The following is a 16,042-nucleotide window of genomic DNA, read 5'->3' as shown; positions in this document are numbered from 1 at the left end:
GATAATATTTATTTGCGATATTCATTTTTCAATATCCACAAGACAGTTTCCTATCTGCGCCTTACTCCTCTTTGCATCTTTTATAATGCTTTGTCACCATGTTCACCGGTACGGATACGAACGGCATCTTCTACATCATACACAAAGATTTTACCATCACCAAAGTTACCGGTATTAATCTCATCTACTACCTTATCAATTAATCCTGGCGCAACTTCATCTGAGACAACGGTCTCTACTTTGATTTTCGGAAGTAATGTAACATTATAAGATGCTCCACGGTAATTCTTGATAATACCCTTCTGATTACCATATCCCATGCTATTTACAATGTTTAAACCATTGACTTCACTGCTTTCTAAGACTGCTTTCAAGTCTTCAAGCTTTTCCGGTTTAATAATAATTTCCAGCTTTTTCATATCATCTCGTCCTCCTTCTTATTATTGTTCACAATTTATTCACCTGGCATTCAAAGATGATTCACTTTATCAACACGCTTTTTTCAAATTAGGCTGATATAGTATAGTCATAAGCAAAAGAAAAACATAACTTTAAATATTCTTTTTCATAATCTGCCAGGTAACTTAAGTTGCCTGGCATCCTCCCTTTTATGCCTCTTTTTCCGTCTGTTCTAAGGAGAATGCCCTGCAATTAAAGTTCTTTTTTATACTTCGAAGATTAAATCTCCATAAGATGGCATTGGCCATATATCTTTGTCAACAAGCATCTCTAACTTGTCAACCGGAGCTCTTAATGCATCCATTGTTGTTTTTACAACATCTCTGTAATATACAGCCTGATCTCTTCCCTCTTCCATTGTTCCACCTTTTTCTGTTACTTCTTCCAGTTTTGCCAAAGCAACCTTGGTCTCAGATAAGAGGTCAGATACTTCTGCCAGTAATTCTGTCTGAACACTGATGTCTGCATCACATACAGATTTTACAGCTGCTGCAGAAGTTGCAAGCTCTGTTGTATATTTGATAACTGCCGGGATAATCTGTTTTCCTGCAATATCAATCATAGCTTTTGCTTCGATGTTAATCTCTTTTGCGTAGGTCTCATATTCGATTTCTACACGGGAATCCAGCTCCGCTTTGGTAAATACACCAAAACGCTCGAATAAAGAAACTGCTTTTTCTGTATTCAGTGCCGGGATTGCATCTACCATGGACTTGATGTTTGGAAGTCCACGACGCTCTGCTTCCTCTACCCATTCATCAGAATATCCGTTTCCGTTGAATACGATTCTCTGATGCTCAGTTGCATATTTCTTAATCAGATCATGTACTGCCATATCAAAATCGTCTGCTTTTTCCAGTTCATCACACGCCTCAGAAAATGCTTCTGCTACGATTGTATTCAATACAACGTTTGGCTGTGCGATGGAATCCTGGGAACCAACCATACGGAACTCGAATTTGTTTCCGGTAAATGCAAACGGTGAAGTTCTGTTACGGTCTGTTGCATCTTTCATGAAGTCAGGCAATGTCTTAACACCAGTCTCTAATTTAGAACCAGCTAAACTGTGTGTAGCTTCTCCGGTGCAGATAAGCTGTGATAATACATCCTGTAACTGTTCTCCAAGATAGATAGAAACGATTGCTGGCGGTGCCTCGTTTGCTCCTAATCTGTGGTCGTTTCCAACGTCCGCTGCAGATTCACGAAGCAGATCTGCATGTTTATCTACTGCTTTTAAGATACAGGTAAGCACTAATAAGAACTGTACGTTCTCATGAGGTGTTTTGCCCGGCTCTAATAAGTTAATTCCATCATCTGTTGTGATAGACCAGTTGTTATGTTTTCCAGAACCATTGACACCTGCAAATGGCTTCTCATGAAGCAGACACTGTAAGCCATGACGACCGGCAACCTTCTTTAAGGTTTCCATTACTAACTGGTTGTGGTCTACTGCTACGTTTGCTTCGGAGTAGATTGGAGCTAACTCATGCTGTGCAGGAGCAACTTCGTTATGCTGTGTCTTTGCAGATACACCAAGTTTCCATAATTCTTTATTTACATCTCTCATGTATGCTGCAATTCTCTCACGGATGATTCCGAAGTAATGGTCATCCATTTCCTGTCCTTTTGGAGGCATTGCTCCAAATAAGGTACGTCCGGTAAAGATTAAATCTTTTCTCTTTAAATATTTTTCTCTGTCTACGATGAAATATTCCTGCTCCGGTCCAACGGAAGGAGTTACTTTCTTAGATGTTGTATTTCCAAATAATCTTAAAAGCCGGAGAGACTGGGTATTAATTGCTTCCATGGAACGAAGTAACGGTGTCTTCTGGTCTAATGCTTCTCCTGTGTAAGAGCAGAAAGCGGTAGGAATGCAAAGAGTTGCTCCTGCTGCATCCTGTCTTACGAATGCCGGTGAAGTACAATCCCATGCTGTATATCCTCTTGCCTCAAAGGTTGCTCTTAATCCACCGGATGGAAAAGAAGATGCATCCGGCTCACCTTTGATTAATTCCTTACCTGAAAAGCTCATCAAAACTTTACCGTTTGGCATTGGTGCTGTAATAAAGGAATCATGTTTCTCAGCAGTTACCCCTGTTAATGGCTGGAACCAGTGTGTATAATGGGTAGCTCCTTTTTCGATTGCCCACTCTTTCATCTCATGTGCCACTACGTCTGCTGTCTCAAGGTCTAATTCTTTTCCCTCTTCGATTACTTCTCTTAACTTTTTGTAGGTCTTTTTCGGAAGACGTTCCTGCATTACTGCATCATTGAATACGTTCTCGCCGAAAATATCTGCTACATTGAAATATTCTGTCTCACTCATACTATACATCCTTTCTGCCTCTCACCATAAATCCCCTGAGAAATATGATTTTTATTTTCTGCAATCAATGTATGACTTCTCTCCTCCGGTAATTCCCCAGATATAGAAAAAAGGGCATTCCAATTCCTTTGGAACACCCTTGTTCGTCACGCACATTTCATCTGCTATATCTAAAATACATGAAACTTTCTAAAAAATCAAGTCAAAGTTTATATTTTTTTTATTTTTGATACATTCTACAAATTTGTGCAAAATAATATACATTTTTTGTCGATTTTATCAATCGCCGGTTTCGAAATCAGTTGCTGCCAGGCGGTACTGCATACCCATTCTCATCTGCAACTACTTTTTCCGTGCCCTCTTCTGTACTTTTTAATGTACACATTCCGTGGTTTCCAGCATTTCAGGCAAGAAAGAATATAAAGAGTCTCTGAACTGAAATTATTCTTATCAAAGGCTAAGGAAGAAAACCTCAATGCACAGTACTTCTTATCATTAGTAAAGAAATATGCTGAATTTACAGAATTAAATGCTGAGATTATACGAGAATTCGATGACAAGATTATTGTATTCAAAGCAGAGAAAATGGATGGTCGCAGACAGCAGGAAATCCAAATTATCTACAACTGCATTGGTGCAGTTAATCTTCCTGCAAGCAAAAGAAAAAAATGGCATAGCCGGATTTCTCCGAAACTATGCCAATTTTTCAAAGGATAAAAATCCCTTACTTGCACCCTCTAATGGGCGGCCCTTATAAAAATCATTCTTATTCTGCTTTTCCAACAGAACCAAATAATTCCATTTTTTCTTTTACAGTAGCTTTGATTGCTTCTGCACCTGGAGCTAATAATTTACGTGGGTCAAATCCTTTGCCCTCTAAGTCCTTACCAGCTTCAATATATTTACGTGTAGCATCTGCGAAAGATAACTGACACTCTGTATTTACATTAATCTTAGATACGCCAAGAGAGATAGCTTTCTTAATCATATCTGCAGGAATTCCTGTACCACCGTGAAGTACTAATGGCATAGTTCCTGTCTTCTGCTGGATAGCGTCCAGAGTCTCGAAGGAAAGTCCTTTCCAGTTTGCCGGATATTTTCCGTGGATATTACCGATACCTGCTGCAAGCATATCTACACCAAGATCAGCGATTGTCTTACACTCGTTAGGATCTGCGCACTCGCCCATTCCAACTACTCCGTCTTCTTCTCCACCGATGGAACCAACCTCACACTCGATAGAAAGTCCAAGCTGATGAGCTACATTTACAAGCTCTGTAGACTTAGCAAGGTTCTCTTCAAATGGATAATGAGAACCATCAAACATGATAGATGTAAATCCAGCTTTGATACATTTATAACATCCTTCATATGTTCCATGATCTAAGTGAAGTGCTACAGGAACTGTGATTCCAAGTTCTTCATCCATAGCTTTTACCATAGCTGCAACGGTCTTAAAACCTGTCATATATTTTCCTGCACCTTCAGATACACCAAGAATTACAGGGGATTTTAATTCTTCTGCAGTTAACAGTATTGATTTTGTCCACTCAAGGTTGTTGATATTGAACTGGCCTACTGCATAATGACCAGCTTTTGCTTTTTTTAACATTTCTGTTGCTGATACTAACATTTTGATTCCTCCATTGTTTTTTTTCATTGTACCATGGCTTTTCCCAAAAATAAAGTTAAAAATATAACAATCATTTTACAGATGTTTCTTTATTCTTGACCATAATCTCCAAAGCCTGGTGCATATTTCTTATTTCCACTTCCTTATGGTCTCCCCCAAACTCACCATCTAAAGTCCATGGAATAATTTCTTCCGGATAAAACTTAATATTGCTGCTCTTAAATGAGTATACCAGGTCGGTATCATCCTTGCGGCTGGTTAATGCTGCAATAATCTCATTTAACTCCAGTGGATTCTTCGGTGCTTTAATCAGTGTCACCTCAAAAACACCGTCATCCAGGAGTACATTTTTACCTGTCAGGTTCTTAAATCCCCCCACAGAAATAGAATTGGTAATCATACCATAGATAAATTCGTCCTCTAATACCTCATCATCATATTCTACCCGCATCTTATAGACCGGAATGTCTAAAAGCTGTTTCATTCCTTCTAAAATATAAGCTGCGTGTCCTAATACATTCTTTAACTGCTGGCTGGTCTGATAAGATACTGCAGTAAACAGTCCAAATGCTGCCACATATACGAATGAATCTCCATTAAAATATCCTATATCTACCGGAAACCGTCTTCCCTTTACCGCTACATTTGCTGCCTTTAGCATGCTTTTAGGTATTCTTAAAGAATTGGCAAAGTCGTTGGTACTTCCTGCCGGAATATAGCCAAGCAGTGTCTTTTCTTCACTTTCCATCATTCCGCTGACTGCTTCATCCAAAGTACCGTCTCCACCACTACAGACAATCAGATCATAATTCTTCGCTTCTTCTCTGACATGGTTCTGCGCATCCCCTTTGCTCTGTGTCGGATATATGGTTACTTCATAATCTGCCTTTACCATAATGTCTACAATTTCTAACAGTTTATTCTTAATCAGTCCCTTGCCGGAATGTGGATTAAATATAAAAAGTAATTTCTTTTTCATTTTTTACATAACCTCTCTTTTCCTTCTAGCCCTCAGACAGGAACTGTTCCAATGTATCCAAGGCTTCCTTCTCGTCCTCACCCTCAGTAACAACTGTTACCATATCCTCATAATTCATTGCCAGTGACATCATACCCATAATGCTCTTCACATTTACTTTTTTATCTCCGGATTCAATATAAATACTGCTGGAAAAACGATTTGCAGTCTGAACAAGCAATGCAATGGGACTTGCTTCGACACCATTGACAAATTTAATGGTCACCTCTTTCTTCATCATATGTATTCCTCCTCATCCTTTTCATACTCTCATGTTTTCAGCAATTTCACTTATCTTTCTTAACCTGTGATTCACACCGGATTTTCCCACCGGTGGATTTAAGTATGCCCCCAGTTCCTTAAGAGGCGCTTCCGGGTGCTCCAAACGTACCTGTGCCATCTCGTAAAGATTATCCGGCAATTCCTGCAGTCGTCCCTTTTCCTGGATAAACTTAATATCTTCAATCTGCTTTACTGCAGCATTCACTGTCTTATTAATATTGGCAGTTTCACAATTTACCTGCCGGTTTACACTGTTACGCATCTCTTTCAAAATGCGTACATTTTCAAGGTTCATCAGTGCCACATGTGCTTCCATGATATTTAACATATCCACAATCTGTGCACCTTCTTTTAAGTATACCACATGGTGCTTCTTACGTTCCACCACTTTCGCATCCATGCCAAAGTCACTGATTACCGTCCTGAGCTGTTCTGCCTGTTGTGGCGTTGCACATACAATTTCAAAATGATAGGATTTATGCGGGTCACTCATGGAACCCGAAGCCAGAAATGCTCCTCTTACAAACGTCCTTCTACAGCAGGACTTCTGCAGCAACATTCCATTTACTGCCTGTCGGAACGGATGCAGTGAACCGTCCTCTTCCAAAAATTTAAGTGCCATTAATACCCTGCGCATGGCATCCTGTTCTTCTATATATAACACACCCGGATTCTGTTCAGATAACTCTGCACTGATGTCAAATGCCCGCTTCAAAAGCGTATAGCACTTTTTTGCCAATCCGGCATGTTCTGTTGCAATTTCCAATCTGGGATCTGCTCCCGTCAATATCATTCTTCCGGAAAAACTTATAATTGCTGCAAGTTCTGCTAACTGGCAGTGTCTGCTTTTACTTATATGCTTCTCCAGTTCCGCCTTTACTTCTCCCGAAAAAGACATCTCATATCTCCATCTAGTGCCGCATCGTATCCTTTTCAATGTCACGATGCTCTATCTTAATTCCAAACTGTTTCTGTTTCTCCAACCGTTTAAACAATTCATTGGCAAGGGTTACGGAACGATGCTTGCCTCCGGTACAGCCAATGGCAATTACCAGCTGGCTCTTCCCCTCTGTTATGTAATTCGGTATCAGGAATTTTATCATATCTTCTAATTTATCCAGAAATACGTGGGCTTCCTTATATTGCATCACAAAATCCTGAATTTCTTTATCATTGCCATTCTTTTGGCGTAAGCCTTCCACATAATACGGATTTGGCAGAAAACGTACATCAAACACCAGATCTGCATCTGCCGGAATTCCATACTTGAATCCAAAGGATAAAATTGTGATAAATAAATTCTTAAACTCCTGATTCTCTACAAATATTTTATTTAATTCTGTTTTTAATTCTCTGGTCAGAAGATGACTGGTATCTATAATGTAATTTGCCTGTTTCTTTAAGAATTCCAATCTTCTTCTTTCTTCTTCGATGCCTTTATCGACACGATCGCTTCCTGCCAGTGGATGACTTCTTCTGGTTTCTTTATAACGTTTTACCAGCACACCATCCTCTGCATCCAAAAACAGTACATCAAATTCTTTTCCTTCACCTCTCAGGTGGTCAAGAATATCCTGCAAATCTTCCAATGCCTGTCCGCTTCGGATATCCACACCCACAGCAACCTTCTGAAGCTCGGTATTTCTTAAATCTGCCAACTCTATAAACTTTTCAATCAGCGGAATCGGCAGATTATCGACACAATAAAATCCGATATCCTCCATCATCTTAAGTGCTGTACTCTTTCCCGCCCCGGACATTCCTGTCAGAATTACCAGTTTCATGAAAATTCTCCTAACCTTCTTACTTCCGGCTCCAGTCTTACCTGAAACTCCTGTTCTACTTTTTCCTGCACCCTGCGCATCAGCTCTTCCACTTCTGCTGCAGTTGCCTGCCCACGGTTTATAACAAAGCCGCAATGTTTCTCAGATACCTGGGCATCTCCCACACGATAGCCTCTTAACCCGGCATCCATAATCAGCTTTCCGGCAAAATAGCCTTCCGGCCGCTTAAAGGTACTTCCTGCACTTGGGAATTCCAACGGCTGCTTCTCCTGCCGTTTCTGGCGGAGTTCCTGCATGACAGCTTCAATTTTCTCTTTTTCTCCGGATACTAATTTTAACGTTACACCCAGCACTACTTCCCCGGTCTCCATAACACGGCTGTGTCTGTAACTTAAGGAAATCTCTTCTACCGGAACTTCTACCACTTCACCATCTTTGGTCAAAAGATCCGCAGATACTAAAATATCCTTCATCTCTCCGCCATAAGCACCGGCGTTCATCACAACTGCACCTCCGATGCTTCCCGGAATTCCTGCTGCAAATTCCATGCCGCCTAAGGATGCTTCCAGTGCCTTGTGCGCAACCTTCGAAAGCAATGCTCCCGCTTCAGCACGGATCATATTTTCCTTTACTTCAATGGAAGAAGCATTTGCGCCAAATTCAATGACCACTCCGGGAATTCCCTTATCGCCCACCAGAAGATTGCTTCCGTTTCCTATAATCGTATACGGAATCTTCTTTGCTCTGCACAATGTGATAACATCCACTGCCTCTTTTATGGTCGGCATCAGAAAAATCTCTGCCATGCCCCCAATCCGGAATGTGGTATGACGGCTCATCGGCTCCTGCAAGCGTATTCTGCTTTCATCTACAATTGTCTTAATGGCTTCTATCCAGTCTTCTCTCACAATTTGCTTCTCCCATTTTTTATTTCTCTATGAAGCCAAAAATGCTACATATCCTTTATATGCTTCATATAAATCTGCTTTACTGATAATCTCCCATGGTGCATGCATATTTAAAACTGCCACACCACTGTCAATTACCTGCATTCCATAATTTGCCAGAATATACGCGATGGTTCCGCCGCCACCCTGGTCTACTTTACCTAATTCTGCAGTCTGATAAAATACATTACCATCGTCCATCACTGCACGCAATTTTCCAACATATTCTGCACTGGCATCATTAGAACCTGACTTTCCTCTGGAACCGGTATATTTATTAAATACCATTCCTTTTCCAAAATATGCTGCATTTTTCTTATCCATAACGGACGGATAATTGGGGTCAAATGCCGCACTGACATCAGAGGATAATACATGGGAATTCTGCAATGCACGACGCAGTGCAAGTTCTGTATACTGTCCTGCTGCTGCCATCACTTCTGCTGTCATATTTTCAAAAAATCTCGACTGCATCCCGGTTGCTCCCACGCTGCCGATTTCTTCTTTATCTACCAGGAGACATACACTGGTATATTCCGGTGTTTCATTTTTTGCCAGCATTGCCTCAAAGGATGGATACGCACAGACTCTGTCATCATGTCCGTACCCCATAATCATGCTCCGGTCAAGTCCATAATCTCTTGCTTCTCCGGCTGGTACCACTTCAATCTCTGCGGACAGGAAATCTTCTTCCTCAATTTCATATTCCTCTTTTAAGATTCCAAGGATATTTTCTTTTACCGTATCCTTGGCATTTTCTTTTTCTTCACCTGCAAGCGGAATACTTCCAATCAGAAGGTCTAAGTTTTCTCCTTCAATAACCTTTGCTGCTTTCTTTTCCATCTGCTCACCGGCAAGATGAATCAGTAAATCACTGACACCAAATACCGGATCTCCCGGCTTATCTCCAATATTTACCTCTACTACACTTCCGTCTTTCTTTGCCACTACACCATGCAATGCCAGCGGAAGTGTTACCCACTGGTATTTCTTCACACCACCATAATAATGGGTATCTAACATAGCAAGCCCGGTATCTTCATAGAATGGATTCTGTTTTAAATCCATTCTCGGAGAATCCACATGTGCGCCGAGAATCCGCATGCCCTCTTCCATTGGTTTCTTTCCTACAATGAACATAGCAAGTGCTTTTCCATTATTATCTGCATACACTCTTGCACCGGATTCCAGTTTTATTCCTTCTGCAATCACTTTCTTTATATCAAGATATCCTGCTGCCTCTGCCCGCTCTACAAAAGTGCGTACACATTCTCTTTCTGTCTTACATGCTGATATAAATTTACGATACTCTTCTGCAAATTCAAAAACTTTCTTCTTCTCTTCTTCACTGTAATGATTCCATGCTACTTCTCGTTCCATATGAATGAATCTCCTTTTACTCTTCTTCCTCGTCGTCCTTCTTGTTCAGATTTGCCTGTACACGACGATACAATTCCTGAGCTGCATTGTAACCCATCTTCTTCTGTCTATGGTTAACGGCTGCAGCCTCGCAGATAACTGCCAGATTTCGGCCTGGACGGATTGGAAGGGAATGACATACTACTTTATTTCCAAGTAACTCTGTATATTCTTCCTCAAGGCCAAGGCGGTCATACTCATTATCTTTCTTCCAGTCTTCCAGTTTAATTACAAGGTCGATATTCTGTTTCTCTTTTACACACTCAACACCGAACAAAGTCTTTACATCAATGATTCCAATACCTCTTAACTCAATGAAGTATCTGGTGATATCCGGTGATGTGCCGGTTAAGGTATGCTCATTGATTTTACGGATTTCTACCACATCATCTGTTACCAGACGATGTCCCCGCTTAATCAGTTCCAGTGCTGCTTCACTCTTACCGATTCCGCTTTCACCGGTAATCAGAAGTCCCTCACCGTAAACGTCTACCAGCACACCATGGATGGTAATACACGGGGCAAGCTCTTCACTCAAAAGATAAATCAGCTCCGCCATGAATTCTGATGTGCTTCTGCCTGTTCCGAATACCGGAACATTATTTTCCTTTGCCCTCTGTAAGAACAGGTCATCCGGCTGTAAATCCCTGCAGAAAATAACACATGGTATATCATATTTTAAGAACCGGCTGTAAATGCTGTCCTTTTCTGAATCATTCAAATGCTGCAGGTATGTATATTCTACCATACCGATAATCTGTACACGGGACTGCTCGAAATGTTCAAAATATCCGCTCAGCTGTAACGCCGGACGGTTTACATCCGCAAGTCTGATGCGGTGTCCCTTTAATTCCATATCCTCAATATATTTCTTTAACTGCAGTTTTTTTACAATTTTCTCAATTCCTACACCTTCCATGGCATGACTCCTTCCTTATCTTCACCCCTGTATTTTTATAATTCTTTACTGTTCTAATAATTTGAAACGTTCTACCAGTTCATCTAAAGAAGTTGCCTCTGCAGACAATTCTTCACTGGTTGCTGATGCTTCCTGGGATGCTGCAGAATTGGTCTGAATAACATCATCAATCTGTTTTACACCATCTTCAATTTCTTTTACTGACACTGCCTGGCGGTCAGATGCAATTCTGATATTAGCAACTTCTGTAATAATAGCATCCAGTTCTGTAATAACCTTATTTAATGATTCCGATGTCTGCTGTGTTACTTCGTTTCCATGTTCTACTTCTACCTGGTTTGTCTCCAGTAAATGCTTGGATGTCTCTGCAGATTCTGCACTGCTTTCAGCCAGCATACGAATCTGCTCCGCAACAACTGCAAATCCCTTTCCTGCTTCTCCGGCTCTTGCAGCCTCAATGGATGCATTCAGGGAAAGAAGGTTGGTCTGGCTTGCAATACCATCAATTTCAGTAATAACTCTTTCCAGCTCTTTGGATGTTGTCGAGATACGTTCCATTGCCTCCATAAGTTCCCGCATCTTGTTCTGGCTGACATTTGCTTCCATTCCTACGCTCTTTGCACGGTCATGTACAATATCTGTTGACTTGCTGTTTGCAACAACCTGTTCTGTAACCTTTGAAACATTCTCCACCAGATTATCTACTGCAATAGACTGGTCTGTTGCACCCTTTGCCAGATCCTGGGAGCTGATTGCAAGCTGTTCAGAACCGGCGGCTACCTGATTAGAAGATTCCTTAATCAGGCATAATGTACTGCTTACGTTCTGGATGGTGCTTACCAGCTCTTCCATCACCGTTTCAAATTCTCCCACATATGCTTCTTTGCATGAAGAACGTACGGTATAATTACCCTGTGCAAATTCTTTTAAAATATTCTGTAAATCGCCAACAATTTTCTGTAAAGTATCTTCCATATTACGGAACCGGTTTGCCAGTTCTCCGATTTCATCTTCAGACTGATAAGTTACTTTCTCATGCAATTCTCCATGGGAAAGATGCTCTGCTACATCTTCTAATTCCCGGATTGGTTTTACAATATAATAAATTAACCACTTGGATTCCCGGCCGGTTAAAGTAACACTTACTACTACAATTGTCAGCATAATCACAATGCAGATAACCAGAACCGGAATACGGAACGCATCCGGCACCACTGCCAGCAGAATCAATCCCAGACTGGCTAGTGCTACTGTTGCAAAATACAGCCTGAATATCATGTTAAATGCATCATTAACTTTTTTCTTGATACTTTTGTTTTTGAATTTTTCTTCTTTGGTCATAGTGATTCTCCTTTTTCTTTTTATTTTTCCTCTCCCCTGTGGAAAAAGCGGAATACTTCTTCCGCTGCTTTTTCGTTCATCGCTTCTGTCCCAGACAATTCTTCTATGGATGCACTGCGAATTGCGTCTAAGGACTGGAACCTTCTCATCAGCGCCTTTCTTCGTGCCGGCCCGATTCCCGGGATATCATCCAGCACAGAATGCACCTGTTCCTTACTTCGTAAAGAACGATGATATTCTATAGCAAACCGATGTGCTTCATCCTGTATTCTTGTAATCAAATGAAATCCTTCACCGGAAGTGTCTATCGGTATCTCTATATTCTGATAATATAATCCTCTCGTCCTGTGATGATCATCTTTTACCATTCCACAGACCGGTATGGAAAGATGCAGTTCATCCAGCACCTGAAGAGCAATATTTACCTGACCTCTTCCACCATCCATCATAATCAAATCCGGGAACTTTGTAAATCCCCCATATTGGTCATCCAGCCCTTTTTTTTGTAAAATTTTCCTTTCTTCCTGTCCATGGGTAAATCTGCGGGTCAGAACCTCGTGCATGGATGCATAATCATCCGGTCCCGTGATAGTTCTTAACTTAAATTTCCGGTAATCACTGCGCTGTGGTTTTCCCTTTTCATAAACCACCATGGAACCTACCGTTTCAAATCCATTGATATTGGAAATATCATAGGCTTCCACGCGTTCTAACTTTTCTAAATCCAGCCAGGATGCAATTTCTTTCATTGCACCGATTGTCCTGCCTTCTTCACGCTTTAGTTTTTCCCTGTCCTGGGACAATACCAGTGCGGCATTTTTCTCTGCCAGCTCTACCAGTTTTTCCTTCATTCCTTTCTGTGGTACCCGGAGTACTACCTTCTGACCACGCTTCTTAGTCAGCCAGTCTTCAATAACTGCCGCATCCTCAACTGCATATTGCAGCATGATTTCCTTTGGGATATATGGTGTTCCGGAATAGAACTGCTTTAAAAATGTTGCCAGTATCTGTTCCTTACTGTCTTCATTGGCAATAGTTACATAAAAATGTTCTCTTCCTATAAGCCTTCCGCTCCGGATAAAGAATACCTGGACTACTGCATCCCGGTCATCGGCTGCAAGAGCTATTATATCTTTATCTTCTCCATCGGAACTGGTGATTTTCTGCTTCTGTGCCACCTGTTTTACACTGTTTAAAAGTTCCCGGTACTCAATTGCCCGCTCAAAATCCATATTTTCCGATGCCTGCATCATACGCTCTTCTAATTCTTTTAAAACCGGCTGATAATTGCCATTTAAGAAATCTACTGCCTGATTGATTTTCTCCCGGTACTCCTCTTTGGAAATATAACCCTGACAGGGTGCCTGACACTGATGAATATGGTAATTAAGGCACGGACGTTCTTTTCCAATATCTCTTGGCAATACCCGGTTGCAGGTTCTTAAATGATAAATTTTTTTCAACAAATCTATCGTATCTTTCACCGCACCGGCACTGGTATATGGACCAAAATATCTGGATTTGTCTTTTTTCAGCTGACGGCAAAAGAGAACCCTGGGAAATTCTTCCCCCAGAGTCACCTTTATATAGGGATAAGTCTTATCATCCCGGAGCATGGTATTATACTTCGGTCTGTACTCTTTTATTAAATTGCATTCTAATACCAGTGCTTCTAATTCCGAATCAGTGATAATATATTCAAACCGGGTAATCTTCTTTACCATCTGGTCTTTCTTGATTCCTTCGTCATGACACGCCTGAAAATACTGACGTACCCGGTTTCGAAGGCTTACTGCCTTACCTACATAGATAATGGCATCACTGGCATCATGCATGATATAGACCCCCGGCTGATTCGGAAGCTTCTTTAATTCTTCTTTAATATTAAACGTCATTCCCGTTCTCTTCTTTTTGGTCTTCTTCCTTCTTTTCCTCATCCGGATCCGGCAGCCCTTTTAACTCACGGAATATCTTCATAAATTCTTTACCCGTAATGGTTTCATGTTCATATAAATAATCCGCAATATGGTCTAATACCTCGCGATTCTCTTCTAAGAGCTGATATGCCTCCTGATAGCAGTTATGAATCATGGTACGGACTTCTTCATCAATCTGTGCCGCTGTCTCATCGCCGCAATTCAAATGTGCTGCACCATCCAGATATGCATTATCTACAGAAGCCAAACTCATCATGCCAAATTTATCTGACATACCAAACTGTGTAATCATTGCCCTTGCAATCTTGGTCGCATTTTCAATATCATTTGCTGCTCCACTGGTTGCAGAATGGAATACCAGTTCTTCTGCTGCACGGCCTGCCATATAAGTCGTTATCTTGGCAATTAATTCATCCTTGGTCTCAAGAAATTTCTCTTCTTCCGGTGTCTGCAAGGTGTATCCCAATGCCCCCATGGTTCTTGGTACGATAGTAATTTTCTGTACCGGTTCTGTATTCTTCTGTAATGCAGTAACCATTGCATGACCTACTTCATGATAAGAAACAATCTTCTTCTCATGATTACTCATGGCACGGTCTTTCTTCTCTTTTCCACCAACTGCCACGATTTCAAAGGCTTCAAACAAATCACTCTGATTTACAAATTTACGGTTATGTTTTACTGCATTAATAGCAGCTTCATTAATCATATTTGCAAGATCGGATCCAACCAGTCCTGCACTTGCCAGAGCAATTGCTTCCAAATCTACGGATTCATCCATATGCACATCTTTGGAGTGTACCTTCAGCGTCTCAAGACGACCCTTCAAATCCGGTTTGTCTACAATAATTCTACGGTCAAACCGGCCTGGGCGAAGTAACGCTTTATCCAGTACTTCCGGACGGTTTGTTGCTGCCAGAACCAAAAGTCCCTTTGAAGTATCAAATCCATCCATCTCTGCCAGCAGCTGGTTTAAGGTCTGCTCACGCTCGTCATTTCCACCGCCGAATCTGCTGTCACGGCTCTTGCCGATGGCATCAATCTCATCAATAAATATGATACATGGTGCCTGTTTCTGGGCATCCTTAAACAAATCTCTTACGCGGGATGCACCGACACCTACAAACATCTCTACAAAGTCAGAACCGGCCAGTGAGAAGAACGGAACATTTGCTTCTCCGGCAACTGCCTTGGCAAGCAGCGTTTTACCGGTTCCAGGAGGTCCTACAAGCAATGCTCCCTTCGGAAGTTTTGCTCCGATTTCACGGTATTTTTTCGGATTATGCAGGAAATCTACCACTTCCTGTAAAGATTCTTTTGCTTCATCCTGTCCGGCAACATCCTTAAAGGTTACACCGGTTGTCTTTTCTACATATACTTTGGCATTGCTCTTGCCGACTCCCATCATTCCGCCGCCGGCCTTCTTCATGACTGCGCCAAAAATAATCCAGATAATAATCAAAGGCAATACAATACTTAAAATATTAAATACCCATGTCGATGTATTATTCGGAATATATCCGTCAATTTCTACATTGTGTTTATTTAAGAGGTCTAATAAATTTTCATCTTTAATAAATCCGGTATAATAGGTCATCTTTACTAACGTCTTATCATCTGACTTTGGTGTGATATTATACTGGTTTGCACCTACTTCGACCTTTTCTACCTTGTCATCCTTTACCATCTGGACAAATTCCGTATAGGTAATCCGCTGGGAAGTCATATCTGCACTGCAACGGTTTAAAAGACTCATAAAGAACAGCGTCACAAGAGTAATGATAACAAATGCCAGTATCATCTGGCCATTACCGCCCTTTTTATCGCCGTTCTGATTATTATTCCCATTATTCTGGTTATTATTTCCACCATTCTGATTATTATTTCCATTATTAAACAGGTTATCCATTGTATCCTCCGTATATGATTCTCGAAACTCTCCCAAAATATAGTTCTTATTATATGTAATCTGCCCGG

Annotated in this window: 14 protein-coding genes; 1 reads left to right on the top strand and 13 read right to left on the bottom strand. The window is 41.0% G+C overall.

Features of this window, described 5'->3' with window-relative positions:
- Positions 1–80 precede the first annotated feature (80 nt).
- On the bottom strand, positions 81–419 hold the full coding sequence (locus tag DWX96_RS07040; protein WP_022243575.1) for a P-II family nitrogen regulator: 339 nt from the start codon (positions 417–419) through the stop codon (positions 81–83).
- 245 nt (positions 420–664) lie between these two features.
- Entirely contained in the window at positions 665–2,785 is a 2,121-nt protein-coding gene (locus tag DWX96_RS07035) for a glutamine synthetase III family protein (RefSeq protein WP_117842224.1), read from the bottom strand.
- A 435-nt stretch (positions 2,786–3,220) separates the two neighbouring features.
- Here DWX96_RS07035 and DWX96_RS14950 point away from each other — a divergent pair, with 435 nt between their 5' ends.
- Positions 3,221–3,502, top strand: coding sequence for a DUF4368 domain-containing protein (locus DWX96_RS14950; protein WP_242988756.1), 282 nt, complete (start codon positions 3,221–3,223; stop codon positions 3,500–3,502).
- Positions 3,503–3,551: 49 nt separating this feature from the next.
- Here DWX96_RS14950 and fba read toward each other — a convergent pair whose 3' ends face one another.
- From fba to ftsH, 11 genes are all read right to left on the bottom strand, one after another.
- Entirely contained in the window at positions 3,552–4,418 is an 867-nt protein-coding gene (fba, locus tag DWX96_RS07025) for a class II fructose-1,6-bisphosphate aldolase (RefSeq protein ID WP_022243577.1), read from the bottom strand.
- A gap of 70 nt (positions 4,419–4,488) precedes the next feature.
- The gene (locus tag DWX96_RS07020) at positions 4,489–5,397 is read right to left on the bottom strand and encodes a diacylglycerol/lipid kinase family protein (RefSeq protein ID WP_117696671.1); all 909 of its coding nucleotides are present in this window, start codon (positions 5,395–5,397) and stop codon (positions 4,489–4,491) included.
- A gap of 25 nt (positions 5,398–5,422) precedes the next feature.
- Positions 5,423–5,677, bottom strand: coding sequence for an HPr family phosphocarrier protein (locus DWX96_RS07015; RefSeq protein ID WP_022243579.1), 255 nt, complete (start codon positions 5,675–5,677; stop codon positions 5,423–5,425).
- A 21-nt stretch (positions 5,678–5,698) separates the two neighbouring features.
- Positions 5,699–6,616 (bottom strand): DNA-binding protein WhiA, encoded by a 918-nt coding sequence (gene whiA / locus DWX96_RS07010; protein WP_022243580.1) that lies wholly within the window; start codon positions 6,614–6,616, stop codon positions 5,699–5,701.
- A gap of 13 nt (positions 6,617–6,629) precedes the next feature.
- Positions 6,630–7,502 carry an RNase adapter RapZ gene (gene rapZ / locus DWX96_RS07005; protein WP_118057105.1) on the bottom strand — a complete coding sequence of 291 codons (873 nt, stop codon included), beginning with the start codon at positions 7,500–7,502 and terminating at the stop codon, positions 6,630–6,632.
- The gene (gene murB / locus DWX96_RS07000) at positions 7,499–8,410 is read right to left on the bottom strand and encodes a UDP-N-acetylmuramate dehydrogenase (protein WP_117842223.1); all 912 of its coding nucleotides are present in this window, start codon (positions 8,408–8,410) and stop codon (positions 7,499–7,501) included. The genes rapZ and murB overlap by 4 nt, the downstream gene beginning before the upstream one ends.
- Before the next feature lie 27 nt (positions 8,411–8,437).
- Positions 8,438–9,829 carry an aminopeptidase gene (locus DWX96_RS06995; protein ID WP_117696662.1) on the bottom strand — a complete coding sequence of 464 codons (1,392 nt, stop codon included), beginning with the start codon at positions 9,827–9,829 and terminating at the stop codon, positions 8,438–8,440.
- A gap of 16 nt (positions 9,830–9,845) precedes the next feature.
- Complete coding sequence (gene hprK / locus DWX96_RS06990; RefSeq protein WP_022243584.1) at positions 9,846–10,787, bottom strand: HPr(Ser) kinase/phosphatase; 942 nt, start codon at positions 10,785–10,787, stop codon at positions 9,846–9,848.
- Positions 10,788–10,832: 45 nt separating this feature from the next.
- Complete coding sequence (locus tag DWX96_RS06985) at positions 10,833–12,128, bottom strand: methyl-accepting chemotaxis protein (protein ID WP_117696659.1); 1,296 nt, start codon at positions 12,126–12,128, stop codon at positions 10,833–10,835.
- A gap of 20 nt (positions 12,129–12,148) precedes the next feature.
- Positions 12,149–14,023, bottom strand: coding sequence for an excinuclease ABC subunit UvrC (gene uvrC, locus DWX96_RS06980; protein WP_242988750.1), 1,875 nt, complete (start codon positions 14,021–14,023; stop codon positions 12,149–12,151).
- Complete coding sequence (ftsH, locus tag DWX96_RS06975) at positions 14,013–15,974, bottom strand: ATP-dependent zinc metalloprotease FtsH (RefSeq protein ID WP_118057103.1); 1,962 nt, start codon at positions 15,972–15,974, stop codon at positions 14,013–14,015. The genes uvrC and ftsH overlap by 11 nt, the downstream gene beginning before the upstream one ends.
- Between the last annotated feature and the right edge of the window lie 68 nt (positions 15,975–16,042).

It is taken from the genome of Roseburia sp. AF22-2LB, from assembly GCF_003461125.1.
Classification (GTDB): domain Bacteria; phylum Bacillota; class Clostridia; order Lachnospirales; family Lachnospiraceae; genus Roseburia_C; species Roseburia_C amylophila.
Note: the sequence above shows the minus strand (reverse complement) of the source record. Positions and strands in the feature narration are given on the sequence as shown.